This window comes from Paenibacillus faecis (genome assembly GCF_008084145.1).
GTDB classification, from domain to species: Bacteria; Bacillota; Bacilli; order Paenibacillales; family Paenibacillaceae; genus Fontibacillus; species Fontibacillus faecis.
This window is the reverse complement of sequence record NZ_VSDO01000004.1, coordinates 18,115-44,281: the sequence shown is the minus strand read 5'-3', so window position 1 is coordinate 44,281 and position 26,167 is coordinate 18,115. Positions and strand designations below refer to the sequence as shown.

25 protein-coding genes are annotated in these 26,167 nt (G+C 56.1%); 9 read left to right on the top strand and 16 right to left on the bottom strand.

The features are described 5' to 3' along the window. Window positions 1-10: 10 nt before the first annotated feature. The 10 genes from FRY98_RS18255 to FRY98_RS18210 form a co-directional block, all read right to left on the bottom strand. On the bottom strand, window positions 11-817 hold the full coding sequence (locus tag FRY98_RS18255) for an ABC transporter permease (protein ID WP_148454675.1): 807 nt from the start codon (window positions 815-817) through the stop codon (window positions 11-13). Next, complete coding sequence (locus FRY98_RS18250) at window positions 817-1,665, bottom strand: ABC transporter permease (RefSeq protein WP_148454673.1); 849 nt, start codon at window positions 1,663-1,665, stop codon at window positions 817-819. Before FRY98_RS18250 ends, FRY98_RS18255 begins: the two co-directional genes overlap by 1 nt. Continuing rightward, window positions 1,662-2,630, bottom strand: coding sequence for an ABC transporter ATP-binding protein (locus tag FRY98_RS18245; protein ID WP_148454671.1), 969 nt, complete (start codon window positions 2,628-2,630; stop codon window positions 1,662-1,664). The genes FRY98_RS18250 and FRY98_RS18245 overlap by 4 nt, the downstream gene beginning before the upstream one ends. 264 nt (window positions 2,631-2,894) lie before the next feature. Then, window positions 2,895-3,650 carry an SIMPL domain-containing protein gene (locus tag FRY98_RS18240; protein WP_148454669.1) on the bottom strand — a complete coding sequence of 252 codons (756 nt, stop codon included), beginning with the start codon at window positions 3,648-3,650 and terminating at the stop codon, window positions 2,895-2,897. A gap of 785 nt (window positions 3,651-4,435) precedes the next feature. Further along, entirely contained in the window at window positions 4,436-4,705 is a 270-nt protein-coding gene (locus FRY98_RS18235) for an HPr family phosphocarrier protein (protein WP_114497387.1), read from the bottom strand. A 107-nt stretch (window positions 4,706-4,812) separates the two neighbouring features. Then, window positions 4,813-5,742, bottom strand: a complete 930-nt coding sequence (gene whiA / locus FRY98_RS18230; protein ID WP_148454667.1) for a DNA-binding protein WhiA — start codon at window positions 5,740-5,742, stop codon at window positions 4,813-4,815. Between the two features lie 5 nt (window positions 5,743-5,747). Next, entirely contained in the window at window positions 5,748-6,692 is a 945-nt protein-coding gene (locus FRY98_RS18225) for a gluconeogenesis factor YvcK family protein (RefSeq protein WP_148455840.1), read from the bottom strand. Window positions 6,693-6,770: 78 nt separating this feature from the next. Next, on the bottom strand, window positions 6,771-7,664 hold the full coding sequence (gene rapZ / locus FRY98_RS18220; RefSeq protein ID WP_148454665.1) for an RNase adapter RapZ: 894 nt from the start codon (window positions 7,662-7,664) through the stop codon (window positions 6,771-6,773). A 70-nt stretch (window positions 7,665-7,734) separates the two neighbouring features. Then, the gene (locus FRY98_RS18215; protein ID WP_148454663.1) at window positions 7,735-8,685 is read right to left on the bottom strand and encodes an ROK family glucokinase; all 951 of its coding nucleotides are present in this window, start codon (window positions 8,683-8,685) and stop codon (window positions 7,735-7,737) included. A gap of 216 nt (window positions 8,686-8,901) precedes the next feature. Further along, entirely contained in the window at window positions 8,902-10,182 is a 1,281-nt protein-coding gene (locus FRY98_RS18210; protein WP_148454661.1) for a DUF438 domain-containing protein, read from the bottom strand. 455 nt (window positions 10,183-10,637) lie between these two features. On the opposite strand from FRY98_RS18210, the gene FRY98_RS18205 reads away from it, so the two are divergent. The 9 genes from FRY98_RS18205 (at window position 10,638) to FRY98_RS18165 (ending at window position 19,083) form a co-directional block, all read left to right on the top strand. Continuing rightward, window positions 10,638-11,318, top strand: a complete 681-nt coding sequence (locus tag FRY98_RS18205; protein WP_148454659.1) for a response regulator transcription factor — start codon at window positions 10,638-10,640, stop codon at window positions 11,316-11,318. Next, window positions 11,315-12,736: a sensor histidine kinase gene (locus FRY98_RS18200; RefSeq protein ID WP_148454656.1), complete on the top strand. Its 1,422-nt coding sequence runs from the start codon at window positions 11,315-11,317 to the stop codon at window positions 12,734-12,736. The genes FRY98_RS18205 and FRY98_RS18200 overlap by 4 nt, the downstream gene beginning before the upstream one ends. Window positions 12,737-13,120: 384 nt before the next feature. Continuing rightward, window positions 13,121-14,035: an ABC transporter ATP-binding protein gene (locus tag FRY98_RS18195; RefSeq protein ID WP_148454654.1), complete on the top strand. Its 915-nt coding sequence runs from the start codon at window positions 13,121-13,123 to the stop codon at window positions 14,033-14,035. Beyond that, a complete protein-coding gene (locus tag FRY98_RS18190; RefSeq protein WP_148454652.1) occupies window positions 14,032-14,745 on the top strand; it encodes an ABC transporter permease in 714 nt (237 codons plus the stop codon). The genes FRY98_RS18195 and FRY98_RS18190 overlap by 4 nt, the downstream gene beginning before the upstream one ends. Next, the gene (locus FRY98_RS18185; protein WP_148454650.1) at window positions 14,746-15,480 is read left to right on the top strand and encodes an ABC transporter permease; all 735 of its coding nucleotides are present in this window, start codon (window positions 14,746-14,748) and stop codon (window positions 15,478-15,480) included. A gap of 186 nt (window positions 15,481-15,666) precedes the next feature. Beyond that, window positions 15,667-16,575, top strand: coding sequence for an ABC transporter ATP-binding protein (locus tag FRY98_RS18180; protein WP_148454648.1), 909 nt, complete (start codon window positions 15,667-15,669; stop codon window positions 16,573-16,575). 2 nt (window positions 16,576-16,577) lie between these two features. Beyond that, a complete protein-coding gene (locus tag FRY98_RS18175) occupies window positions 16,578-17,315 on the top strand; it encodes an ABC transporter permease (RefSeq protein ID WP_148454646.1) in 738 nt (245 codons plus the stop codon). Window positions 17,316-17,317: 2 nt separating this feature from the next. After that, window positions 17,318-18,484, top strand: a complete 1,167-nt coding sequence (locus FRY98_RS18170) for a sensor histidine kinase (RefSeq protein WP_249043456.1) — start codon at window positions 17,318-17,320, stop codon at window positions 18,482-18,484. Next, the gene (locus FRY98_RS18165; RefSeq protein ID WP_148454644.1) at window positions 18,481-19,083 is read left to right on the top strand and encodes a response regulator transcription factor; all 603 of its coding nucleotides are present in this window, start codon (window positions 18,481-18,483) and stop codon (window positions 19,081-19,083) included. The genes FRY98_RS18170 and FRY98_RS18165 overlap by 4 nt, the downstream gene beginning before the upstream one ends. A 63-nt stretch (window positions 19,084-19,146) precedes the next feature. Here FRY98_RS18165 and trxB read toward each other — a convergent pair whose 3' ends face one another. From trxB to hisA, 6 genes are all read right to left on the bottom strand, one after another. Then, on the bottom strand, window positions 19,147-20,103 hold the full coding sequence (gene trxB, locus FRY98_RS18160) for a thioredoxin-disulfide reductase (protein ID WP_148454642.1): 957 nt from the start codon (window positions 20,101-20,103) through the stop codon (window positions 19,147-19,149). 132 nt (window positions 20,104-20,235) lie between these two features. After that, window positions 20,236-21,948: a tetratricopeptide repeat protein gene (locus tag FRY98_RS18155; RefSeq protein WP_148455836.1), complete on the bottom strand. Its 1,713-nt coding sequence runs from the start codon at window positions 21,946-21,948 to the stop codon at window positions 20,236-20,238. Window positions 21,949-22,805: 857 nt separating this feature from the next. Continuing rightward, window positions 22,806-23,630: a histidinol-phosphatase HisJ gene (gene hisJ, locus FRY98_RS18150; RefSeq protein WP_148454640.1), complete on the bottom strand. Its 825-nt coding sequence runs from the start codon at window positions 23,628-23,630 to the stop codon at window positions 22,806-22,808. Window positions 23,631-23,645: 15 nt separating this feature from the next. Further along, complete coding sequence (gene hisIE / locus FRY98_RS18145; RefSeq protein ID WP_148454638.1) at window positions 23,646-24,386, bottom strand: bifunctional phosphoribosyl-AMP cyclohydrolase/phosphoribosyl-ATP diphosphatase HisIE; 741 nt, start codon at window positions 24,384-24,386, stop codon at window positions 23,646-23,648. Then, on the bottom strand, window positions 24,383-25,141 hold the full coding sequence (hisF, locus tag FRY98_RS18140) for an imidazole glycerol phosphate synthase subunit HisF (protein WP_148454636.1): 759 nt from the start codon (window positions 25,139-25,141) through the stop codon (window positions 24,383-24,385). Before hisF ends, hisIE begins: the two co-directional genes overlap by 4 nt. An 18-nt stretch (window positions 25,142-25,159) precedes the next feature. Beyond that, window positions 25,160-25,903: a 1-(5-phosphoribosyl)-5-[(5-phosphoribosylamino)methylideneamino]imidazole-4-carboxamide isomerase gene (hisA, locus tag FRY98_RS18135; protein ID WP_148454634.1), complete on the bottom strand. Its 744-nt coding sequence runs from the start codon at window positions 25,901-25,903 to the stop codon at window positions 25,160-25,162. Window positions 25,904-26,167 lie beyond the last annotated feature (264 nt).

Genomic DNA, 26,167 nt, shown 5'->3' with positions numbered 1-26,167 from the left:
CCCCTTCCGCCTAGAACGGAAGAACCGATTGCTTCTTTTGCCCTTTGCCTCTATTCAACACGAACTGGGCCAGAAAAATCAAGGTTATGCTCACCAGGATCAAAATCGTACATAGCGCGTTAATTTCCGGGGAAATACCCCGTTTAACCTGCCCGTAAATATAAATCGGCAGCGTCGTCGAATTCGGACCGCTGACAAAAAAGCTGACCATAAAATCGTCCAGCGACATCGTGAAAGCGATCAGCGCTCCGGATATGATCCCCGGCATAATTTGAGGCAGCGTCACATGGCGGAAAATCTGCCAGCCGTTCGCCCCCAAGTCCTGGGCCGCTTCCTCCAATTGCCCGCCCATGCCCGATAACCGCGTGGTAATAATGACAAACACATAGGATATACAGAATGTAATATGTGCGATGATAATCGTCAGTTTACCGAGCGGAATGTGAAACTGGGTAAAAAGCACCAGCAGGGACAAACCCATAATGATATCGGGGATAATAATCGGCAAATACAGCAGGCCGCCCATCCCGGCTTTCATTCTGCGGCTTACTTTCCGCATCGACAACGCCGCCATCGTGCCGAGCAGAGTCGAAACAAGAGTCGAAACCACCCCTACGGTCAGCGTATTGGAGAGGGCCTCCATGACATGCCGGTTGCTGAACAGCGACGTATACCATTCGAACGTAAAACCGCTCCAGTCCGCGGCCAGCCGGGAACTGTTGAAGGAATAGACGATAATGATGGCGATAGGCACATAAATAAAAATCATGACCAGCAGGGAATGAATCCCGAGCAGCGGATGACTCTTACTTTTCATCAGCGTCCCCCCTTCACCTTTAAATGCCTGGCCGTCATGGCCTTATTGAACAAACCGATCAGAATCAGCGAGGTGATGACGAAAATGACCGACAACGCCGAGCCGAACGGCCAATTTCGGGCTCCCAGAAACTGACTCTGAATAATATTGCTGATCATCGCCGATTTGGCCCCGCCCAAAATATCGGTAACCACAAACATGCCCGTCGTGGAAACGTACACCAGCACGGCGCCGGTCATGATCCCCGAGCGGGTTTGCGGCAGGGTAATATGCCAGAAAGCCTTCCAACCGGTGGCTCCCAAATCGCTGGCCGCCTCCAGCAGCTTCTTGTCCATCTGTTCCAGCGCCACGTAGATCGGAAGCACCATAAACGGGATAAACGTATAAACCATCCCCAGAAGCACGGCGCCTTTCGTATAGAGCATCTGCAGCGGCTCCTGAATAAAGCCGAGATCGATGAGCAGATTGTTGACCACGCCTTGCGTCCGGAGCAGCAGCACCCAAGCATAGGTCCGGATCAGGAAATTGATCCAGAACGGAATCGTAATCAGCGCCAAGCCCCAGGTCTGCATTTTCGGACCGGCATTGGCGATGTAGTAAGCCAGCGGATAGCTGAGCAGAAGACATAATATCGTCGTTAAGACCGATAGAACAATCGTATCCCAGTAGATCCCCAAATACAGAGGATCAAAAAACGTGGCGTAGGCGTCCAAATTGAAATCGAACACCACATTGCCGAGCTCGTCCCGGCCCATAAAAGAAATCCCTATCACGATCAGCATCGGAACGACCAGAAACAGGCTCAGCCACAGGAGGACCGGCATCAGGCCCAGGCTTGATTTCTTCATGACCCGATAACCACCTCATCCTCGGAATTCCAGGCCACGCCCACCTTTTCCCCAACGTTCCACGGACGGTCATCGGTAAAATCAAACGCGATGGAAACGGTCATGGGTTCGTCATCCAGCTGAACGATCAGCTTATGTATGCTCCCCAGATAGAGGACGTCAAGCACTTCCCCCGTCCGCTTCGCCCCTTCCGTTCCGCGAACGGCAACCAGCTTCTCCGGACGCACGGCAAACAGCCGCCCATCCTGTGAGAAAATGTTATTCTCACCCACGAATGTAGCGGAGAACAGGGTCGTCGGTTTAGCGTAAATTTCCCGCGGCGTGCCGATCTGTTCGACCTTGCCGCCGTTCATGATCACGATCCGGTCGGACAGCATCATCGCTTCTTCCTGATCGTGAGTGACGTATACAAAAGTAATCCCGAGGCTGCGCTGCAAATGCTTCAGCTCGGACTGCAGGTTTTTGCGCAGCTGCAGATCGAGTGCGCCGAGCGGCTCGTCCAGCAACAGTACTTTCGGTTTGTTGGCAATCGCCCGAGCGATCGCGACCCGCTGCTGCTGCCCCCCCGACAGCTGATGCGGGTATCTCTTGACAAGCGGGGTCAGCTGCGTCATGGCGACCGCTTCCTCCACACGCGCCTGCTGCTCTTTAGCCGGGAGCTTCTTCATTTTTAGCCCGAAGGCGATATTGTCCTCTACCGTCATATGCGGAAACAAGGCGTAATGCTGAAAAACGAGGTTCAAATCCCGCCGATTCGGGGGCAGGCTCGTCAGATCGGCGCCGTCCAGCAGGATCTTCCCTTTGGTCGGTTGCTCGAATCCGGCGATCATCCGCAGAATCGTCGTCTTGCCGCAGCCGCTCGGGCCCAGCAAGGTCAGGAATTCCCCTTCCTTAATGGTGAGCGAAAGCGGATGCACAACGACTTGTCCCTGAAAGTGCTTCTCCACTCCGGACAGTTCAATCATTTATGCATCAACTCCTTTTAGTGGTGTGATTTTATCAATGAAACCTACCTCACTAAGAAAAAAAAGCCATATCCATTGGTATGGCTTTAGCAGGTCGATCAATTCATTTTTTGCATATTCACTATACCTTGTTTTGGCGCGGGTTACAACACTTTTCTTGCAGCGGCGCGGGATGGGCCGGGGATTTCGCTGAAGAAATGTCACAACTTCGGCAGAAAAAAATAAACCGGGTCCCCTATTCAGGGAGCCCGGGTCACAAACCGCTTACTTCATTTCATACGTGACGCTCAGCGTCGTCTTCAACGTAACTTCGCCCGGCTCGATGGAAGTCGATGCGCCGGAATCGGCAGTGGCTTGAGCCATTTCTTTCTGCATATAGATCGGCATTTCGCCTCCTCCGGATTGAGTCACGCTCACCACGACGCCCAGTTGGCGTTTAACCGCCTTGGCGATCGCGGAAGCCTTCATATCCGCATTCGCCATCGCCTTCTCGATCACTTGGGCTTGATATTGATCGGGATTCTCCGCGCTGAAACGGATGTTGTCGATCCGGTTCGCTCCCGCCTGGGAAGCCGCGTCGAGCAGCTGTCCGACTTTGCTCAAATCCCGGTAAGTCACATTTAACGTATGCTGGGCGATGTAACCTTTGACCTTTTGCCCTTCTTTTTCGTTATAGCTATAATTCGGCTGTACATAAAACTGTCCGGTTTGGATGTCTTTCGCGTCAATCTTCCAGGTATCCTTCAGCAGGGTGGTCAGTTTGGCGATCTTCGCCGCATTGGTGCTCTGCGCTTCCTTCGCCGTGTCCGCCTGGGTTTCAACGCCGAACGACAAATACGCGATATCCGGCTTCACGGAAATTTCCCCGCTGCCCACCACATTAATCACATTTCGCAGCAGATCGTTCTCCGCCGCATATACCGAAGCCGCGGAATTTAGCGAACCGCTTAAAAACGTTCCTCCGACAAGCATCGTTCCGGCCACCAGCACCGCGCCAACAGGTTTCATCCAGGTTTTCATCATAGACCCTCCATTTGAGTGGTATTTTAACTTCTAAACGCAGGGCAAGATCAAATGTTGCAGGTGTGTAAAAAAGTTTATAGCCTTTTTCTTTATCAGTCTGCCCCATCCACCTGCGTTACCCGCATGCACAGGAATGAATCCTGATATTTTGGCCGATCCCCCTCTTCCCGCTTATTAGCGGGATTTTCTCCAGCTAATCTTCCCCATAACCAACTAATGTGGCTCACTCCATTCGATTAACCCGAAGGGTCTAATGGCCGTAATCGCCTCCCTTAGAAGCCGGGCGGGTGGATAAGAGCTTTTTGAGGCGTTATTTTGTCGAATTTGTCCCTTCGATGAGAAATAGAGGTCATTTGGGACCTTATTTTAGGGAAAAGCGGGCCGAAAACTGATTTTTGGACTCGCACCAGCGAAATAAGGCCCTTTTTAGCCGCTATTTTCCCCGAAAAAGCGAATTTGGGCGAAATAGCAGCCCAATACGCCGCTATTATAACGGGCGGAAAGTGAGATTGCGGGGGTGGCAACACCATGTCAGGCTTAATGCAAGGCCAGTGCAAATCTGCAGGAATTTTCGACGAAATCGGCTCGTTTCTCTAAAATCGCTACAAATACCTGCAGATTTGCATCTTTTTGGAGTTGGAAGCATCACTACACCACCCGCATAGCAGGCGGTTTTTGTTTCGCACGCTTCGAGAGCTCAACTGGCTAAAGCCCAAAAAAAATGATCCCGTTCATCCGAACGGAATCATCTCTTGTCTTTCTCTGAACCCGGTCCACCAGGTTTATTGGTTCTCCAATTCCTCTTTGCTGACCAGATTGATTAAAGCGTTTGCAGCCTGCTCGGCATCCGCACCTTCCGCGCTGATGTAAATTTCGGTGCCTGTGCTGATGGCAAGGCTCATAATCCCCATAATACTTTTGGCATTCACTTTTTTATCGTCTTTCTCGACGAAAATTTCGGACGAGTATTTATTCGCTTCCTGAACGAAAAGCGCCGCCGGCCGGGCGTGAAGACCCGTTTTCAGACGAACGGTTACCGGGTTTTTGATCATCAAACCTTACCCCCTAATACAATTTCGATCACGTGCCCACAATTGTGAACAATTATAATTTATATCATTATAGCATACACAGCCCGCGGCACACTAGCAAAACAACTTTAGCTCCCGCGAATTTTTTCCGCCAGCTCGTCGATTTTGCGCAGCCGATGGTTCACGCCGGACTTACTGACCGTTCCCTTCAGCAGCTCCCCGACTTCCTTCAGGTTCATATCCGGATGGGCGAGCCGGACCTCGGCCACCTCGCGCAGCTTGTCAGGCAGGTTTTCGAGGCCCACTTCCTTCTGCAGCAGCTTGATGTTATCGATTTGCCGGACCGCCGCCCCGATCGTCTTGTTCAAATTGGCCGTTTCGCAGTTCACGATCCGGTTCACGGAATTGCGCATGTCGCGCATAATCCGTACGTCCTCAAATTTGAACAACGCCTGGTGGGCTCCGATAATGTTAAGCAGCTCGATGATTTTCTCGCCTTCTTTGATATAAAAAATAAAACCTTTCTTCCGTTCGATGCAGCGGGCGTTCAAATGGAACTCGTTCGCCAGATCGACCAGCGATTTGCAGTGCTCCTCATACATCGACGAAATCTCAAGGTGGTAAGACGATCCCTCCGGATTATTGACCGAGCCCCCCGCCAGGAAGGCACCCCGAAGATAAGCCCGCTTACAACAGTTTTTCCGGGTTAGCTCCGGATTAATCCCGGGCGTGAAAATAAATCCCTCCGAGACAATCCGCAGATCCTTCAAAATCTCCTGCACCCGGCCCGGAATCCGAACAATATAGACGTTGTTCTTCTTGAGCCGCATCTTCTTACGGACCAACAGTTCCGTATGAATTTGAAAATGCTTCTTCAGCAATGAATAGATCCGCCTTGCTATCGCGGCGTTTTCCGTCGATATATCCAAAATGACCTTTTTGTTCGAAACCTGTACCGATCCGTTCATCCGGATCAGGGCGGACAACTCCGCCTGCTCGCAGCAGGAATCGGCTTCGACCATGGTCAATTCTTTTTTGGTTTGCGCCGCAAACGACAAGGGACTCACCTCTTTCGTAAAATCCAGTTCTGCACCAACTGATAAATATGATGGCTTAATTTGTCCGCATCATGCCTCAAATATCGCCGGAATAAAACCAGCGTATCGGCAATCACCTTATAGCCGCGGCCCGTAACCACATCCCAGTCGACCTGAACGGGCTTGGCGCCTTTTTCGGCATAGAAATCCTGAACCTGGGTCGGAATTTCTCCATCGTTCACAATGACATAATCAAATAAATGATGCCCCACATGCTCATATACGGCCTGCAAATGGTCGCTGACCGTATAATCGTCGGTCTCTCCCGGCTGCGTCATGACGTTGCAGACGAAAATTTTAATCGCCTTCTCGTTCTCCAACACCGCTTCGGCCAGTTTCGGCACGAGCAGATTCGGAATGATGCTCGTGTACAAACTCCCGGGCCCGATCAGAATCGCATCGGCCTCACGGATCGCATCGACCGCTTCGGGGAGCGGTTCCACTTCCTCCGGCTCCAGAAAGATCCGCTTGATCTTGCCGCCGGCCTCGGGGATCTTGGACTCCCCGGTGATGATCGTCCCGTCGTCCATCTCCGCGTGAAGCACGACCGCCTGCCCCGCGGCGGGGAGTACCCGTCCCCGGACGGCGAACACGCGGCTCAGCTCCCGCACGGCGGTGACGAAATCGCCGGATATATCGGTAATCGCGGCGAGAATCAGGTTGCCGAGGCTGTGCCCCGCGAGGCCCGACCCCGAAGCAAACCTGTAGCTTAGCATATCCGACAGGAGCGGCTCCACATCCGCCAACGCGGTCAACACATTGCGGATATCTCCCGGAGGCGGCATTTGCAGCTCGCTGCGCAGAATGCCGGAACTGCCCCCATCGTCCGCTACGGTAACAATGGCCGTGATATCGAGCGGTCTTTCTTTCAATCCGCGAAGCATCACGGATAAGCCGGTTCCCCCGCCCATCACGACGATCCGCGGCACTCTTTCTTCCTTGGCCCGATTGATCACTTCTGACTCACCTCTTGATTTTCTAAGCGGCCCTTAATGCCGGTCCCGGCCTTCGTCCCGGTGGCTGACGCGAACCGTCTCCGTTTCGCTGGTTCCGAGCATCCGGCCCAAATATTCGGCGATGGCGACCGAGCGGTGTTTGCCGCCGGTACAGCCGATGCCGATGATGACCTGGCTTTTTCCCTCTTTATGATATTGAGGCAGCAGAAAGTGCAGCATATCCAACAGCTTGGTCAGGAAAGCCTGGGTTTCCGGCCACTTCATAACATAATCATATACATCGCTGTCTTGTCCGGTGTGCGGACGAAGCTGCTCGATATAATGCGGGTTCGGTAAAAACCGGACGTCGAACACTAGGTCCGCGTCGATCGGTATGCCGTATTTAAATCCGAACGAGGTAATATTAACGGATAAGTTGCTGCTCTCCAGGTGGGAGAACCGGGAAATAATTTTCTCCTTCAACTGCGCAGGCTTCATGTTGCTCGTGTCGATCACCTGCGTGGCCGACATTTTGAGTTCTTCCAACATTTTGCGCTCCAGGCGGATGCCGTCGAGCGGCATGCCCTCCGGAGCGAGCGGGTGGCGTCGGCGGCTTTCTTTGTAACGCTGCACCAAAATGGCGTCGGTGGCATCCAGGAACAGAATTTCGCTCTTGATCGTAAAATGGTCGCGGATATAAGCCAGCGATTCCGACAAGGCCGTGAAGAATTCCCGGCCGCGCAGATCGATGACCAGCGCCACCTTGGCGATCTTCCCTTTGGACTGTTCGATCAGTTCGGCAAACTTCGGGATAAGCACCGGGGGTAAATTGTCAACGCAGAAAAAACCGAGATCTTCCAGGCTGCGTACGGCCAGCGACTTACCGGCACCGGACATGCCCGTGATAATCAACAGATTGGCGACCGGGGAACCTTCTTTTTCCGGCATCCTTTTCCCTCCTCGCAATTTCTCCTAATCCTCTATATATATTATATTATACTAAAGATTCGAATCGCTATCAGGAACGAAGGAACAGACCCGCCGCGCCGACCATTCCGGCGTCGTTGCCCAGCGTGGCCGGAACGATCTGTACGCCCTTTTGAACCGGTTCGGGCGCATGCTTCGCGAAGACGCTGCGGATTTCGTTGAAGAGAATGTCCCCGGCTTTCGAAACGCCGCCGCCGATAATGAACAGCTCGGGATTCAACACCACGGCCACCGAGGCCAGCGATTTCCCGAGATAGAAAGCGGCCCGGCTTACGATGCGAACCGCGAGCTCGTCGCCGGCCTTCGCCGCGTCGAAGACGTCCTTCGCCATAATGTTCTCGACCAGCGAGAGGGATGTTCGCTCGCCGCGCGCTACAGCGTCTTTGGCCATGCGGATAATCCCGGTTGCGGAGGAAACGGTCTCAAGGCAGCCCATTTGGCCGCAGCCGCATTGAATCGCTTCCAGATCGGGCACCACATGCATATGTCCGAGTTCTCCCGCGAGTCCCGAGAAACCTTGATAGATTTTGCCTTCGATAATAATGCCGCCGCCGACACCCGTTCCGAGCGTATAGCATACGCAGTTGTCGATGCCTTTCCCCGCGCCGCCCCAGGCTTCGCCCAAAGCCGCCACATTGGCGTCATTGTCTATTTTAATCGGCTTGCCCAACCGTTTCTCCAGGAGTTCACGGATCGGGAAATCCTTCAAACCTACATTCGGCGCCAAAATAATGATCCCGTCGCGCACGTTCGTAAAGCCGGCCACTCCGGCGCCGACGCCAGCCACTTGCTCCCACTCGAAAGGGGATTCCTCCACAATCAGACGGACGTAACGCTCGATGTTGCTGACGATCGCTTCCCCACCTTTATCCGATTCGGTAGGCCCTTCATAGGTATGAAGAAGCTGGCCCTCCTCATTGCAGATGCCGACTTTGATCGCGGTTCCGCCCAGGTCAACACCAATGTAGATTTTTTCAGACATTGTACAAGCCACCTTTTTCTATAAATAATAACGAATTGTAATATACCTACGTACCCACTATAAGCGAACCCTCCCATTCGGTCAAGAGAAGGGAGGGACTCCAAGAATCCAGCAGGGACAAGGCTTTCGAGCAATATGACAACTATCACATCCAGAGGAAAAAGAAACCGCCCCGGCACCCGCATCCAGCGGGACCAAGGCGGTCATTTCGGAACTTCAGGACAAGATCCGCTTCTGTCCTTCCAGCGCCCGGATCGGCGCGATGTTCTGGGTAAACTCCAGCGTGCCGAGGTAGCGGCCGTCCGCGGCGCGGACCGCGAAGTAACGGATGTAGACAAATTTGTCCTTAAACGGAATCCAGAAATCTTCGGCATCCTTTTTGCCGGATTTGAAGTCGGCCAGCAGCTCATTGACGACATGGACGCTCTGCGGCGGGTGGCAGTTCTGCACCGTCCGGCCGATCACTGCTTTCGTGCGGGCGAAAATCCGCTCCTTGCCGTGCGAGAAATACCGCACCACATCGTTCTCGTCGATGAACGTCAGGTCAACCGGCAGGTGGTTCATCACGGCTTCCAGCTGCTCTACCGAAAGAACGCCGGTCTCGAACTTGACGAAGCCCCGGGGAGCCTCAGCCGCAGCTTCGGCTTCGCCTTCGGCCAGCCCGGTCCCATCCGGCGCGTCCGCCCCCGGCAACGGAACCCGTTCCGGCACCCATTCCCGCTCGGGGGCGGTCAGGCAGAAGCCGATTTGGTCGCTCTCCCGGGCGATTTTCAACCACTCGTCCTCCGTCAGCTTTTCCAGGGCCATCGGCAGCAGAATGTTCTCTTCCTTGAAGATCATCGCGTTGACTTCCTGAATGATCCGCTCCACATCGGTACACATCATCTCCTTGTCTCCGTTGTAGGACATCAGGTTGGCCTTAACTTCCTTGATCATGGCCCGGATCGCGTCATCCACGCCCCACATGACCTTGGTCGGCCCGTAGATTCCATACTTTTCGAGATAGGGAAAAAGAAGATTCTCCTTCCGGCTGTAATGCTTATCCAAGTCCAACAGGAGGTTCAGGTCCTCGATCAACTTGAAGACGATCTCCTCGCCGTCCTCTTTGCGGAATTTGTCCAGATGCAAACTCAGTTTGAAATTCACCAGTTTCTCAATTTCGCGGTTTTCCAGCTTGAAGGTGTGCACCGGGTGTCCCGGCTGCTCCTCCGGTCTGGACGAACGGTGGATCTCTTCAATCGAGCCTTTAAAAATGGCCGTATGCACGGAGCACAGCCGCTGAACCTCCTCCACCGGAATGCCCTCCTCCTCCATCAGCGCATGCTCCATGGCGGATATTTCCGCCACCGTGACATCGCCCACCGCTTCTTCGAAACGGGCCTTCACTTCGTCCACGCTCTTGCCCCCGTGCAGCTCCTTGATTATTTCCTTCAACAAAGCCTGGCGCCGGGTCTGCTCCGGCACAGCGTGCTCCCGGTTGTTGATCAGCTCGCTCATCGTTCATCCTCCTCGTGATTTAAAATCCATATGGCCAGATCCACCCGACAGTTACGGGCCTGATTCAATTAACTGATAACAATTCTCACTACGAAAATAGCACAGCCGAACCGCTCGGCTTGTGATTAGAATCACTTGGTTTTTGCCGGGTTGCTATGTATGCATTAACGGGAAAACCTCCCGCTAATTTTTCAAACTTGGTCCTTGAGTCCGATTTAGATGGAAAAACTCCATTTATTTTGCGGTCCAACCGCTGAGACACGCTTTTCAGAAGAAATTAGCGGGAAATATTCCAGCTAAATGACCTCTACTTCCGGATAGACACCGAATTAACGGGAGATATTCATTTAATTCAGCCGCTGCCTACGCGGACTCCTCGTTCAATTTATATAGTCGTCGGAGTTTCTTTTTTTCTATGAATTTGCCACAATAGAGTCGGAAAGGAATGATCTCGGATGATCCATGAGAAGACGATTCTATATATTGAAGATGAAAAAGAAATCGGGGACTGGGTGCATCAAGACCTGCGGGAACGCGGGTACGGCGTCATCTGGCTGACCAACGGGGATCGGGCAGTCGACGAGGCCGCCTCATGCCAGTTGGCCATCTTGGATGTCATGCTGCCCGGTCTGGACGGGTTCACGGTCGGTCAGCGGCTGAAGAAACAATATCCCGGCCTCCCGATCCTGATGCTCTCCGCCCGGACCTCCATCGACGACAAGCTGCAGGGACTGCAGTTCGCCGATGACTACCTCACGAAGCCGTTTCATCCGGACGAGCTGGCCGCCCGGGTCGAGGTACTGCTGCGGCGCAGCGGGGCCCCTTCCGCCGAACCGCTCCAGCTCGGCCATCTGCTGATCTACGAGAAGGAGAACATCATCAAGAACCGGGAGAGCGGCGAGGAAATCGTGCTGACCGGCAAGCAGTTTCACATTTTTCAATACTTGCTGCGCCATCTCGGCCAGATCATGACCAAGGAGCAAATCTTCGAGTCGGTCTGGGGAGAACCTTATCTGGACGGCGACAAAACCCTGATGGTCCACATCCGCCATCTGCGGGAGAAGCTGGAACGGGACCCGGCGTCGCCGGAAATCATTGAGACGATCCGGGGGATCGGGTACCGGGTGCGGGCATGAAGCCTTACGTCAAAACCAAGTTCCGGAACTCCCTGCTGTCCCGTTATCTGATCATCATCGGGTTTGCCCTCGTTCTCGTCCCGATCCTGATTCCCGTCAGCTTTGCGGCTTCCTGGGGCGTTAATCGGCTGCTTTTCCCTCCGGCTCCCGGGACCGCGGAAACGGTGCGCGATTACGGGTCGGGGCTGGATCTGGAAACCATGTGGCACGGAGAAGCCCAGGCTCTAGGGGGAAAAGCCCCGCAAGCGATTGATGAAAGGCTCCGGCAGCTGAAGCGGGAATACCCCGACGCCTCCCTGTTCTGGGTCGACAGCGCGGGTCAGACCCGCCTCCAGCTGCCTGAACGGAGCGGTCTGCCGGCCAAGTGGTCGGCGGAGGACGCGATAGCTTATATGAAAAGGGCCGTCAACGGCGATCCTTTTACAATCGTGGCTTTTATCGGTTCCAAGAAAAGTCCGGGGAACCAAGGCTTTATGGTCTTTGAGCTCCCTCGGGCCCATATGTACAAATCGTCGACCGAGCGAAACGGGGACTCCCGCTTTTACGGGTTGTTTATGTTCATGATGTTTGCGTTTTTCATCCTGATTTCCTACTTGTTCTTCCGGGATATCCGGACCCGTCTGCTTCGCCTTGAAACGGGGATGGCCCGGACGGGACCTAACGGGCTGCCGGTACGGATCGCCGAGGGCCGCCCGGATGAGATCGGCCGCCTGGAACAGGCGTTTAACCGGATGGTCGACGAGCTTGGCCAGAGCCGGCAGCGGGAGCGGGAGGAGGAGGAGCTCCGCAAGAACCTGATCGGCAACCTGTCGCATGATTTGCGTACTCCGCTGACGGTGCTTGGCGGACAGCTTTACTCGTTCCGCAAGGAACCGCTGTCCGAGCAGGGCCGCGAAGTCCTGGCGCTGATGGAAGTCAAAATCAAGGATCTCGGCACGCTGATCGACCATCTTCTCTCCTACAACCTGCTCTCCAGCGGCAGGTATGCTCTGAACCCGGAGGATCGGGACGTCCTCCGCATCGTCCGCGTCAGCGCCGCCGCCTGGTACCCGCTGTGGGAAAAGGCGGGCATCGAAGCCGACATCGACCTGCCGGACGAACCGCTGATCTGGAACGTTGACGAGCAGGGCTTTCGCCGCGTGCTCGACAACCTGTTCCAGAACCTGGTCCGGCACGCCCGCTCCGGCGGGTACGTCGGCATCTCGCTGGCGGAGCGGCACGGCAAGCCCGCGCTGGTCATCGCCGACCGCGGCCCCGGCCTTGGCGCCGTCTCCCCCTCCAAGGGAGCCGGCCTCGGCCTGCAGATCGTCGATCTGCTGCTGCGGGAGATGAATCTGTGCCGGGAAACGGAGTCAACGGCGGAGCGCGGCACGCGAACCTATATCTTTACGGCGGCCCCAAGCCCGCTCGTAAAGTAAATGCCTGGCGAGTAAAAGCCTGCGAGAATTCGCAGGCTTTTTTCCCGTGCCGCACTTCCACCCACCTTCCAACTCAAAAAGATGCAAATCTGCAGGTATTTAGGCCGATCTCCGCGCGAATGCGAAAAAAGATGCAAATCTGCAGCTATTTCTAGCGATTTTAGAGAAGCGAGTCGGTTTCGTCGAAAATTCCTGCAGAATCGCAGGGATTTTGAATTTTCGGCCCCGAACTAGAAAAAAGCATGCAGATTTGCAGGAATTTGATCGCTATTATCAAGATTGGCTGATGGAGCGCCTGTCCCTCGAATCTTAACCAAAACTTAAACTCGGCCCCCCTTCACTCTTAACCTTCGGCAGCTATGATAGTTACCGAGGTGATACCACGTGAGTGAAATGATTATTCAAACGGAAGACTTATCGAAAAAATACAAAGGGCGTTATGCCGTCGATCATCTGAACCTGGAGATCGCCAAGGGCGACATTTACGGGTTTCTCGGCCCGAACGGCGCGGGGAAAACCACGACCATCCGCATGCTGCTCGGCTTGATCCAGCCCAGTGAGGGCTCGATTCGGATATTCGGTCGCGATCTCCGCAAGGAGAAGCTGGAGATCCTGCGCCGCATCGGCTCCCTGGTAGAATATCCGTCCTACTACGGCCATCTGAACGCCATCGACAATCTGGAAGCGATCCGCCGGATTCTGGGGACGCCGAAGTCCCGCATCGACGAGGTGCTGGAAATCGTCTCGCTGAGCGGCGAAGCCCGCCGCCCGGTGAAAGGCTACTCGCTCGGTATGAAGCAGCGGCTCGGCATCGCGGCCTCCCTGCTCGGCAGCCCGGATCTGCTCATTCTTGACGAGCCGACCAACGGACTGGATCCCGCCGGGATTCATGAGATTCGCGAGCTGATCAAAAGCATGCCAAGTCAATACGGCATTACCGTCCTCGTCTCGAGCCACCTGCTCGGCGAAGTCGAGCAAATGGCCAACCGGGTCGGCATCATCCGCGAAGGGCGCATGGTGTTCCAGGACACGATCCACAATCTCAAGCTTCAGGCCTCGCACGATATGGAACTCGTGGTTTCGGAACCGGACTCGGCGCTGTGGCTGGCCCGCGATATGGGGGCCTCGGGGACCCTGAAGGAGGGGACGCTCGTCTTCCCGGGGATGAAGGATCCGCAGGTCGCCCTGCTCGTGAAAAGGCTTGTCGAAAACGGGCATGACATTTACCGGGTCGAGCAGAACAAGAAATCGCTGGAAGACATCTTTATGCAGGTGATCGGGGAGGGGAGCCGGCCATGATGTTGCGCTCGTTGTCCTCCGACTTTCTGAAAATCCGGCGCAAGGGGATCTGGTTTTTGATTTTCCTGGCCCCGATCGGGCTGGTGGCGATGCAGGCGCTGAACTTCGGGCTGCGGCTGGATTATCTGAAAGGACAGTATGCGGGTCACCTTTGGGAAGGGCTGATCGATAATGTGGCTGACTTCGTCCCCATCGCCCTCTACCTGGGCGTCACGCTGGTCAGCTCGCTCGTCGCCAACGTCGAGCATCAGACGAGCTCCTGGAAGCAGCTGCTCGCGCTGCCGATCTCGCGGACGGCGGTGTTCAGCGCCAAGTTTACGCTTTGCTTTTTGCTGCTGACGGTTTCGTGCCTGCTGCTGCCGATCGGAACCGCGCTCCTCGGTTTGGCGCTCGGTTTCGGCACGGACATTCCCGTCGAAACTTTGGTGAAAGTCGGCTTTCTTCCCTTTCTGGGCGCCCTGCCATTATTGGCGCTCCAGCTGTGGTTGTCCTTGACGTTCCGCAATCAATCGCTGCCGGTCTCGCTCGGCGTCGCCCTGGCGCTGATCTCGCCCTTCGCCTCCCAGCTGTCGGAATTCTTTCCGCTCAATTGGCCGCGCTTTAGTTACGAAGGACCCCATGCGGAATGGTTTATCGGAGCGGGAGTCGTCACCGGCTTCCTGATCATGTTCATGGGTCTGATGCATTTTAACCGAAAGGATGTGGATTAGATGGTCACCTTTTTTCGCGTCCTGTCGTCGGAACGCCTAAAAATGTCGAAATCGCGGATTTGGCTGGTTCTGCTGGCGAGTCCCGTCCTCTCGATCCTGATCGGCGTGCTCTCCAATCCGCCGGAGGGAACCGATCCGTGGACGGTGATCGCCGGAACGATGTCCATCCTCCACGGTATGTTGTTCCTGCCTATAATCTCCGGTCTGCTCCCGGCTTTCTTGTGCCGTTACGAGCATACCGGAGGCGGCTGGAAACAGCTTCTCGTTCTTCCGGTTTCCCGCACTTCCGTCTATCTGGCCAAGTTCTCCGTCGTGGCCGGCCTGCTGGCCGTCTGCCAATTGATCTTCCTGGCCGCGATCCTGGTGGCGGGCAAGATTCAGGGCTTTGACGCCCCGATTCCTTGGAGCATGCTGATCGGCAGTCAGCTCGGCGGCTGGATCGCCTGCCTGCCGCTGGTCGCGCTGCAGCTTGGCGTCTCGTTGACCTGGGCAAGCTTCGCGGCTCCGCTGGCCATCAACGTGTCCCTGACGATTCCGAACATGCTGATCGTCAACTCCAGCACCTACGGCCCGTTCTATCCCTGGGCCCAGCCCGTTCTCGCCATGATGCCGAAAGGCATGGAGAGCTACGGGGCATTCAACCTGCCGCTGGAAAATCTGATGATCACCGTGCTCGGCAGTTTCATCCTCTTCTTTGCCGCCGGCCTGATTTATTTCCGCCGCAAAGAGATTTAGCGATCTAGGACCGCCGGAAAGATCAAAACCGTTCGTACCGATAAGCCCCGAAAAGGCTGCGGAGACGAACGGTTTTTTTCGTGACAATTGTCACCCTCCTAACCTGACACTCCTAACTAACGCTTACCTCCTCCGTCCTGTACATTGAAATCAAGGGAATCAAGAACAATCAACGGAGGCGTACCCATGGAATCGATACTAGAAGTAAACCAGGTCAGCAAGACGTTTAAAGACAAAAAAGCGGTCAACCGCATCTCCTTCCGCATCGATAAAGGCGACATCATCGCCATATTGGGGCCAAACGGCGCCGGAAAAACCACGGCCATCTCCATGATGCTCGGCCTGCTGGAGCCCACGGAGGGCACTATCCGGCTGTTCGGCAAACCGCCGAAAGACCGGACGGTCCGCGAAAGAACCGGGGCCATGCTGCAGGAGGTCAGCGTCATGGACCGGCTCCGGGTGAAGGAAGTATTGGAACTCGTGCGCAGCTATTACCCGAACCCGCTTGATATGGAAACTTTGGTGCGGCTCACCGGGCTTGCGGAAGGCGATTTGAAGCGGTTTGCGGAGAAGCTCTCCGGCGGCCAGAAACGCAATCTCGGCTTCGCCCTCGCCATGGCCGGGAACCCGGATTTGCTCTTTTTCGATGAGCCCACCGTGGGGCTGGACATCTCGGCCCGCCGCCGTTTCTGGGACCGGGTACGGGAACTCGCCGCTCTGGGAAAAACGGTGATTTTTACGACGCATTACCTTCAGGAAGCCGACGATAATGCCGATCGGATCCTGCTGTTCCACCAGGGAAGTATCGTGGCGGACGGCACGCCGGAAGAAATCAAGTCCCGGATCGTCAAGCGGGCCGTATCGGTTTTGCCGCGGGACGAAGGGCCCGATCTCCGGGAGAAACTTCGCCGGCTGCCGATGGTATCGGAGTGCTACGACAAGGACGGGCGGATTTATCTGGCCACGGAGGATACGGATGTGACGCTGGCGGCTCTATTCGCTCAGAACCTCGGAGTACGGGATATTCGAACCGAGCAGGGGCGTCTGGACGAGGCTTTTGAACAATTGACATTAAACCTGAAGGAGGCCAAATAACGATGAAGCTGCTTTTAAGCCAATGCAAAGCCGAGTTGCTGCGCGTATTTCGCAACCCCTACTATATTTTCTGGTCCCTGCTGATGCCCGTGATGTTTTATTTCATTTTCACCCGGGTGGTGAATGCCGGAAACGGGGAGCCCGCGGAATGGGCGGCGCACTATCTCATGTCGATGACGACCTTCAGCGTAATGGGTTCGGCGATCATGACGCTGGGCATCCGGCTGGTGCAGGAGCGGTCCCAAGGATGGACGACGTTCATGCGGGTGACTCCGCTCCCGGGATGGATTTATTTTCTCGGCAAAATGATCGGCCAAACTTGTATGCATTTGATATCCATTCTTTTTATTTTTGCGGCCGGCTGCCTGATTAACGGCGTCTCGCTGCCCGCGCTGACCTGGATTTCCTGCGGACTGTGGATTCTCGCCGGTTCGCTGCCGTTCCTGGCGATCGGGACGCTGATCGGAACGATGAAGCGGGCCGATACGGCCAGCGGCGTCAGCAATGGGGTCTATCTGGCATTGGCCGTGCTGGGCGGCATGTGGATGCCGATCGAGATCCTCCCCAAGTTTATGCAGCTGATCGGCAAATGGCTTCCTTCGTACAACTACGGCAACGGAGCCTGGGAAATCATTCGCGGACAGGCGCCGGAGTGGAGGAATGTGCTGATTTTGCTGGGCTATTTTCTCCTGTTTATGGTACTATCCACGTATATTCGAAAAAAACAGGAAGTGGTATAGTTTTGCAAAATAACCCTGTCGGGAAGTTTCAGCTGTTTCCGAGAAAATACGGCCTGTTTCCTTACATGTGGCTGATTTATATTGCGCTGCCCCTTTTCAACATCCGGCATGAGACCGGCTTGAAATTGGTCCTCGGCTACGCCATGATCGCCCTGTTTATCGTGACTTACCGCCAGCTTTATACGGTCACCGGAAAAGCCTTCTCCCTCTGGCTCGCTCTGCAGCTGGCTTTAATCGCCGCGCTGTCCTTGTTCTATACGCCCTATAATTTGTACATGGGTTTCTTTACGGCCAATTTTATCGGATGGTACACCGATCACCGGCAGTTCAATGTCGCTATGGGGGCGTTTGCGGTCGTTGAGATCGTACCGATGCTGATTTCGGCTCGTGGGATGACGGCGGACGATTTCATAATGACGGTGCCGTTCTTCACTCTAATGCTGGCCTCGCCGTTCGGCATCCGTTCCATGGCCCGCAAGCAGAGTCTGGAACGCGAGCTGGCAGAGGCCAACCTGCAAATCAAAGAGCTGGTCAAACGCGAGGAACGGATGCGTATCGCCCGGGACCTGCACGATACGCTCGGCCATACGCTGTCGCTCATTACGTTGAAGAGCCAACTGGTTGAGAAGCTTGTGGTCAAGGACCCGGAACGAGCCCAGACGGAAGCCCTTGAAATTCAACGGACCTCCCGCGCGGCGCTGCGCCAGGTCAGGGAGCTGGTCTCCGATATGCGCGCCATCTCGGTGGCGGAAGGGATAGCGGAGGCGCAGGAAATGCTGCGTTCGGCCGATATCTCCCTACGGGTGGAAGGGGACGCCGGGCTTGAGGGCCTGTCCGATTTGACGCAGAACATCCTCGCCATGTGTCTTAAGGAAGCGGTGACCAATATCGTGAAGCATAGCGAAGCCAGCCGCTGCCGCGTGACGATCGACATCACCGACGCGGTGGTGCTGCTCTCCGTCGAGGATGACGGGATCGGGCTGCCATCCGAACGGGAGAGTGCCCTGACCGGAGCTCTGCGCCCGGGGAATGGCTTGAAGGGCATGGCGGAGCGACTTTCCCTGATCGAAGGCTCGCTGACGGTGGAGTCGGGGCCTTCCCGAGGGACCCTGCTGCGTATTAGCGTGCCGCTTATTGTGAAAGACCGGAAGGAAGGTGAAACCGTATGATCCGTATCGTCATCGCGGAAGATCAGCGCCTGCTGCGGGGGGCGCTCGCGTCCCTGCTCGATCTCGAGGACGACCTGGAGGTCATCGGACAGGCGGCTGACGGGGCCGAAGCCTGGGAGCTGATCGAGCGGCTGCGGCCCGATGTCTGCCTGATGGACATCGAAATGCCGCGAATGAGCGGGCTGGATGTCGCCGAGCGGCTGAAGGCCGCGGGCTCGCCATGCCGCATCATTATACTGACCACGTTTGCCCGGCCGGGGTATTTTGAGCGTGCGGCCAAAGCGGGAGTAAACGGCTATCTGCTCAAGGACGAGTCCAGCGACAAGCTGGCCGAAGCGATTCGCCGGGTGATGGCGGGGCATCTGGAAGTGTCGCCCGAGCTCGTGTTCGGCAGCCTGCGAGAGGAGAATCCGCTCACTCCGCGGGAGCAGGACATCCTCCGGCTCGCCGCCGAAGGGCGCAGCGCCGGGGAAATCGCCCTCCAGCTCCACCTGTCCTACGGGACCGTCCGCAACTATATCTCCGAAACATTGAACAAACTGGATGTCAAAAGCCGGATCGAAGCCGTCCGGCTGGCGGAGGAGAAAGGGTGGATTTGAGCATAACGAATAAAGCCTCCGTACCGGGCAACCGGAAGGAGGCTTTATTCGTTCTATCGGGTCTTACTTGTTCAGCGTTTCGCTCCAGTCATGTACCATGCTGCCTTCCAGGTACTTCTCGCAATCCATCGCCGCCATACAGCCCGAACCTGCGGCCGTGATCGCTTGGCGATAGCGGGTATCCTGAACGTCGCCGCAGGCAAACACCCCGGGGATGTTCGTTTCCGTCGTCCCCGGCTTTACGACGATGTAGCCCTGTTCGTCGGTCCGGATCGCATCCCCCAGGAACTTCGTGTTCGGCGTATGCCCGATGGCCACGAACACCCCGTCCGCCTCCACCAGTTCCTCCTGGTTCGTAACGTTGTTGCGGACCTGCAGGCCTTTGACCGTCCCGTTCTCGTCCGTGACGACGGCGATCGGCGTGCGGTTGAGCGCCCACTGGACCTTCTCGTTGCCGCGGGCGCGGTCCTGCATGATCTTGGAGGCCCGCAGCTCCTCGCGCCGATGCACCAGCGTGACGCTGGAAGCAAAGCGCGTCAGGAAGCTCGCTTCCTCCATCGCCGAATCACCGCCCCCGACCACGACGATTTTTTTCCCGCGGAAGAAAAAGCCGTCGCATGTGGCGCAAGTACTTACTCCGCGGCCCACATTCTCTTGCTCGCCCGGGATACCCAGATACTTGGCCGACGCCCCGGTCGAGATAATAATAGTTTCGGCCTCCAGCGTATCGCCGCCCTCCATCCGGATTTTAAACGGGCGGTTCGAAAAGTCCACCTGCTCCACCCAGCCGCTCCGAAACTCCGCACCGAAACGCTCGGCTTGCTTGCGCATGTTATCCATCAGAACCGGGCCTTGAATACCATCGGTGAATCCCGGAAAATTCTCCACTTCCGTCGTTGTCGTCAATTGACCGCCCGGCTGAATTCCTTCGATGACCAGCGGCTTCAGATTCGCGCGGGCCAGATAGATGGCCGCCGTAAGCCCCGCGGGGCCGGTTCCGATCACAATCGATTTGTACATGATTGCCTCCTCCTTGAATATGTAACTCGCATATTAGCTGTTCCGCTTAAGTCTAAACTCTGCTGCAAGAACCCACACTTATACTAAGTTTTACCCAAGTTGGCCCCCCTTTACCCGCTTGCCGGGCCGTATCTATTGAACGGAGGGGAAAATCGACTCCATCTTCTTCTTGACCCCGCAAACCTCATCGATCCGCCGGGTATAACGGCGCGCCGTCGAGGCCGAAATACCGTAACGCTCCGCCACCGCTTCATAAGTTACCGGTCGGCGATGGATTTTGGCCGTCAAATATTCCAGCGCCGCGGCCCATCCCTCGATATGCGTAATCGCCGGGGTTTCCGGGTAGACTAGAGTTAGAAACTCCGCCCACAACGTCTCCAGATCATGCTGCTGCTGGAGATCGAAGCGGCGTTTCATGTGCCCCATCGCCAGATCGACGACGGCCTGCCATTCGCTCTTCCATACGGGCAGATTTGAAGCTACCCGACTGGGATCGACCAGTTTCGTCTGCTCCCCGGAGATGACCGGAAGCGGGTTATCCACACCCAGATTGCGAAGGACGAACAAGGCGATCTCCTTCAAATAGGAGTCCTCCTCCGGCTCGAGTAAGAAGGCCTTTAACGCCTCCTCCACTTCCCGGTCCGCAATCAGGCTGAACGCCTGAATGACCTGCAGCTTCGTTTTGTAGTCGCCGTGCCGCAGCGCCCAGAAAAAGGAGGACCGCACCAGCGGATTTTCCGTAATTTCGGCCGCCAAGCTCTCCGGTGAAGTGTCCCATTGCTTAAACTGCTCTTCAAAAGGAAGATGATAATGATAGCTAACCGTAAGGGGCCCGGATTGCCGATTCTCCGAGGGATCGGACTCGGGGCCTTGACCCGCTTCGTCTTGGAATTCCATCGCTTTTAAATAATAATCGGCAACGCCGCTGGCCGGATCCAGCTTATGGACCTGCCGCCACAGCCGCTTGGCTTCGTCAATGCGTCCGATTTGGTACGCCGCGACCGCCGCGTAATGGTACAACGAAGGATCACGCTCCATCGTTTCATCCCGCAGCAGCCGTTTGAAGTGCGTATAAGCCGCCTCGTGCTGGCCCAAAATCCCCATCGTTGTCGCCAGTTTAAACACATGTTCCTGGTGAAACGGGACGATTTTGCGCAGGCGCTCTCCCAGCTCCAGCATTGCGCCCATTTCCCCGGCGTGCTGATAAAATATCGCCAGATTGCAAAGCCCGTGCAGATTCCCGGGTTCTTTGTCCAGCACCTCTTCAATGGTATCCATCGCCTTTTGAAACCGGCCGAGATAGTAGTAGCCCAGAGCGAGATTGTTATGGGCCGCATGGAAATCCGGATGCTTCCGGACGATCTCCTCCAGCAGCTTCACCGCCTGGGCGAATTTGCCCTCCTCCAGCAGCTCGCGGGCCCGGTCATGCTCGACGACGCCCTCCATCGCCTTGATGCTCTTCAGCTTCGTCGGACGCTCCAGCTCATACTGGAGCAGCTCCATCATCTCTTCCGCCTCCGTCAAAAACTGCCCGCTGGCGTCTTTCTCCAAATACGTAACCAGCGCTTCTTCCGCCGCTTCAAACATTTCCATATTCGCATAGTTATTTGCCATATAAAAATAACATTCCGTCATATTCGGGTCGATTTCCTCCAGAACGACGGACAGTGCGGCGTTGGATGCCTCATAGTCCCCCATTTCCGACAAAATCCCCGCCATATTGCAATGGTTTACCGGATTGTTCGGTTCATACTCTACAGCTTTGCGAAAATACTTTAATGCCTTGTCGTAGTGGTAACGGTCCAATGAAGAGACAGCCCGCTCGAAGAAAAAGCCCGCATCCATCGAGATCGGCAGTACATTATCCCGCTTCCCCTTCAGCTCTCTATTTTCTTTCAAACAAGGCACCTCCCTATTCTTACTTCAATTCTTCTTTTCAACTCACAGTATACCATAGTGAAAGCTGTCCTCCCACGGAAAAAACGGGGAGAAAATAACGGTTTTTGCAGGATAAGCAGCCAGTTCGGGAATGTGGGAGAAGATACCGGAAGGAAGAGGTGGTATAATATGGGTATTGCACTAAAGAAGAGGGGGTTTTTTAACCATGTCGTTTGTTTGGGAAAATACGCTGATCTCCCTAGGGTTCCTGGTAGCCTTGGCCGCCTTCGCCATTTGGGTAATTAAACGTATCTTTAGACGGAGGTAAAAGAGGGTAGGTGAACCGGACCGGAAACCACGGGCATAATAGGGGTCAAAAAGGTCCTTATTTCCCTTGGGCGGACCCCAAATCAGCACTGGCGTTGCACTTAAACCTGACATAGTGCGACGGTCCGCAACTTTCTTTGGCCGTCCGCTATAATAGCGGCGTTTTGGGCTGCTATTTCGCCCAGATTCGCTTTTTCGGGAAGAATAGCGGCTAAAAAGGGCCCTATTTCCCTGGTGCGAGCTCAAAAATCCGGTTTTTGCCGGACTTTCTCTAAAAATAAGGACCCAAATGACCTCTATTTCACACCGAAGAGCCAAATTCGACATAATAGCGCCCCTAAAGACCGCTAAGTCGGAGACCAGGCAGGCTATTCTCGGCACCGGGCCCTGTTCGAGCAGACCCAAACCCTAAAAAGAAACGCCCCACGTTAGGGACGGGTGAATCGTCCTTCATCTAACATGAGGCGCAGAGTTATTTGAGCCTACCGCCGGTCGGTCTACAGCGTCAATGGAATCATTTTGCGGCTGCGCTTCTCAAACGTGGCCAGCTCTCGTACGCCGAGTTCATGAAGAAGCGCTCTGGCCTTGTCCAGATGCTCGCTCAGCTTCATCGGATCGTGCGCGTCCGACCCTACCGTGAGCGGGATGCCCATCTCGATCGCGGTCGCAAGCACCCGGCGGCTCGGGAACATCTCCGCCACCGGCTTCGACAGCCCGGAGGCGTTCAGCTCCATCGCCACACCGGCCGCCCGTACCGCTTCCAGAGCCCGGCGCTCCAGCGCCTCCGTCTCCGCCTGACGGGCGGCGTCCGGCCGGTGGCCGAAGCGCTTGATGACATCCAGGTGGCCCATGATGTCATAGAACCCTGTCGCGGCGGCCTTCGCCACCGCGTCATAGTACCGCTCGTAAACGGCGAACACATCCTGCCCTTCCCAGTGGTGAACCTGACGGAAGTCGGATACGTCCCACTCGCCGAGAAAATGCACCGATCCGATCACGTAATCCCAAGGATACGCACGGACGATGGACTCGATCTGTTTTTCCCAGCCTTCAATGTAGTCGCCTTCCAGGCCGACCCGGACGTCGATTTGACCCTGGTACTTCTCTTTCAGAGCGAAAGCCTCCTCCACATAGCGGGGAAGTTCTTCCATCGGCATGGCCATTTCCGGGTAGTAAGCCGCCGGATCGACATGCAGCAGCGGCATGTGGTCGGACAACCCGATCTGCGAAAGTCCGATCTCGATCCCCCGCCGCACGTACTCCTCAAGCGAGCCGACGGCATGCCCGCAGCGGGCGTGGTGCGTATGGTAGTCGATCAGCATGCGCCCATCACCCGCCTAATCCCGGCGCGGCCGTTCATGGCGGCGCTCCAGTTCCCGCATGATGTCGTCCAACGGCAATTGGCGCTGGCGCAGCAGCACGAGCAGGTGATAGATCAAGTCGCTGACCTCGTACCGCAGCTCGTCGTTGTCTCCGTTCTTCGCGGCGATGATCGATTCGGCGGTCTCTTCGCCGACTTTTTTCAAAATTTTATCCAGGCCCTTCTCGAACAAATACGTCGTGTACGCGCCTTCCGGCCGCTCCGCGTATCGCTCGGCGATCAGGCGTTCCAGTTCGGCCAACACCGTGAACCGGGCACTATCATCCCCGCCGCGCTCCGTTTGTGGAGCCGCCGGTTCGAATATCGTGTAGCCCGTCGTCCCCCGGTATGCCTCTCCAACCGCCGCCGTGCGGTAGAAGCAGTTGTCCTCCCCGGTATGGCACGCCGGGCCTCTCCGGTCGACTTCAACAAGCAGCGTATCCCCGTCGCAGTCAAACCGCAACGCGCGGATGTGCTGGGTGTTTCCCGACGTAGCTCCTTTGTTCCACAGCTCGGAGCGGGAGCGGCTCCAGAACCAGGTTTGCCCCGTTTCCACCGACTTTCGCAGCGACTCCCGGTTCATATAGGCCATCATCAACACGTCCCGGCTCTCCGCATCCTGCACGATCGCCGGCACGAGTCCGTCCGCGTCCCACTTGATCGCTTGCTCCAGCTCCTCCAACGGCACCATCAGCCGCAATCCTTGTTGTTCCGTCATCGTATTTCCACCCCTCTGGACTTCAAATCCCGCTTCAAATCCGGCACCGCGATCTCCTTATAGTGAAAAATCGTCGCCGCCAGCGCCGCATCAGCCAGTCCTTCCGTAAATACCTCGTAAAAATCGTCCGGCTTCCCGGCCCCGCCCGAGGCGATCACCGGAATCGTCACGGACCGGCTGACCTCCCGCGTCAGCGGCAGATCGAAGCCGTCCTTCGTCCCGTCGGCATCCATGCTGGTCAGCAGGATCTCGCCCGCGCCCCGCGATTCAGCTTCCTTAACCCATTCCAGCGCTTTGATGCCGGACGCCTTCCGCCCGCCGTGCGTGTAGACTTCCCATTCTCCCCACTCGGGGTTGAACTTGGCGTCCACCGCCACGACGATGCACTGGGAACCGAAGCGCCGGGCCCCGTCCGAGATCAGCTGCGGATTCAGCACCGCCGCCGTGTTAATGCCGATTTTGTCGGCTCCGGCCCGCAGGATGCGCTTCATGTCGTCCACCTGGGAGATCCCGCCGCCGACCGTAAACGGAATGGCGATTTCCCCGGCGGTCTGCCGGACGACCTCGATCATCGTAGCCCGGCCTTCATTGGAAGCCGAGATATCGAGGAACACGATTTCGTCGGCTCCCTCCCGGTCATACAGCGCGGCCAGTTCGACCGGATCGCCGGCATCGCGGAGATTGACGAAGTTCACGCCTTTGACGACCCGCCCGTCCTTGACGTCCAGGCACGGGATAATTCGCTTTGCCAGCATAGCTTTCCACTCCTTTTTCTAGTTCACGCCGCCCGAAATCGCGGCGATGGCCTCAGCCAGATCGATGCTGCCCGTGTAGAGCGCCTTGCCGACAATCGCGCCGCCGATCCCCTGATCCGCGTAAGCCGCCAGCTTCAACAAATCATCCTGGACGGTCACGCCGCCGGAGGCGATCACGGTACGTCCGGAAGCCTGCGCCAACGAACGGATCGCTTCCACGTTCGGTCCCTGCATCATGCCGTCCCGGGAGATGTCGGTAAAAATAAACGTCTCCGCCCCTTTGGCCGCCAGCTCCTTGGCCAACACCTCGGCCTGAACCTCGGACGTCTCCAGCCAGCCGCGCGTCGCCACAAAACCGTTCCGCGCGTCGATTCCGATGGCGACCTTGTCGCCGTATGTGCCGAGCACCGCTTCGGTAAACGCGCGGTCCTCGATCGCCGCGGTGCCGATAATGACCCGGCTGACGCCGAGCCCCAACAGCCGCTCGACATCGGCCAGCGTCCGCAGGCCGCCGCCGACCTGTACCGGCACCTGCACACGGCGGGCGATCTCGCCGATCAACGCGTCGTTCACCGGATGCCCCGCTTTGGCCCCGTCCAGATCGACCAGGTGAATAAAGGAGCCGCCCTGCGCCTCCCAGGAACGGGCCACCTCAACCGGATTTTCATTGTATACCGTCTCGCGGGCATAATCCCCCTGTACCAAGCGTACGCATTTCCCGCCCCGGATGTCGATGGCCGGATATATCACGAATGAAGACATGTCGGTTCCTCCCGCTATCTAGTAAATATACATCTATAAGTTATAGTGCAAATTGATGCAACTAATCGAAACTAATATAACTGATGTCGCTGATGTAGCTAAAACTGATTTAACAGGAAAACCTCCCATTAAAATGATCGCCTAAGTCCCTTTCATACCGATTAGCTGGAGAAACTCCATCTATTTTGCGACCCAAGCTTGGAAAACCCTAAATTCAGGCCGATTAGCGGGAACTTTTCCAGGTAATCGCCTTTGCAACTCTGG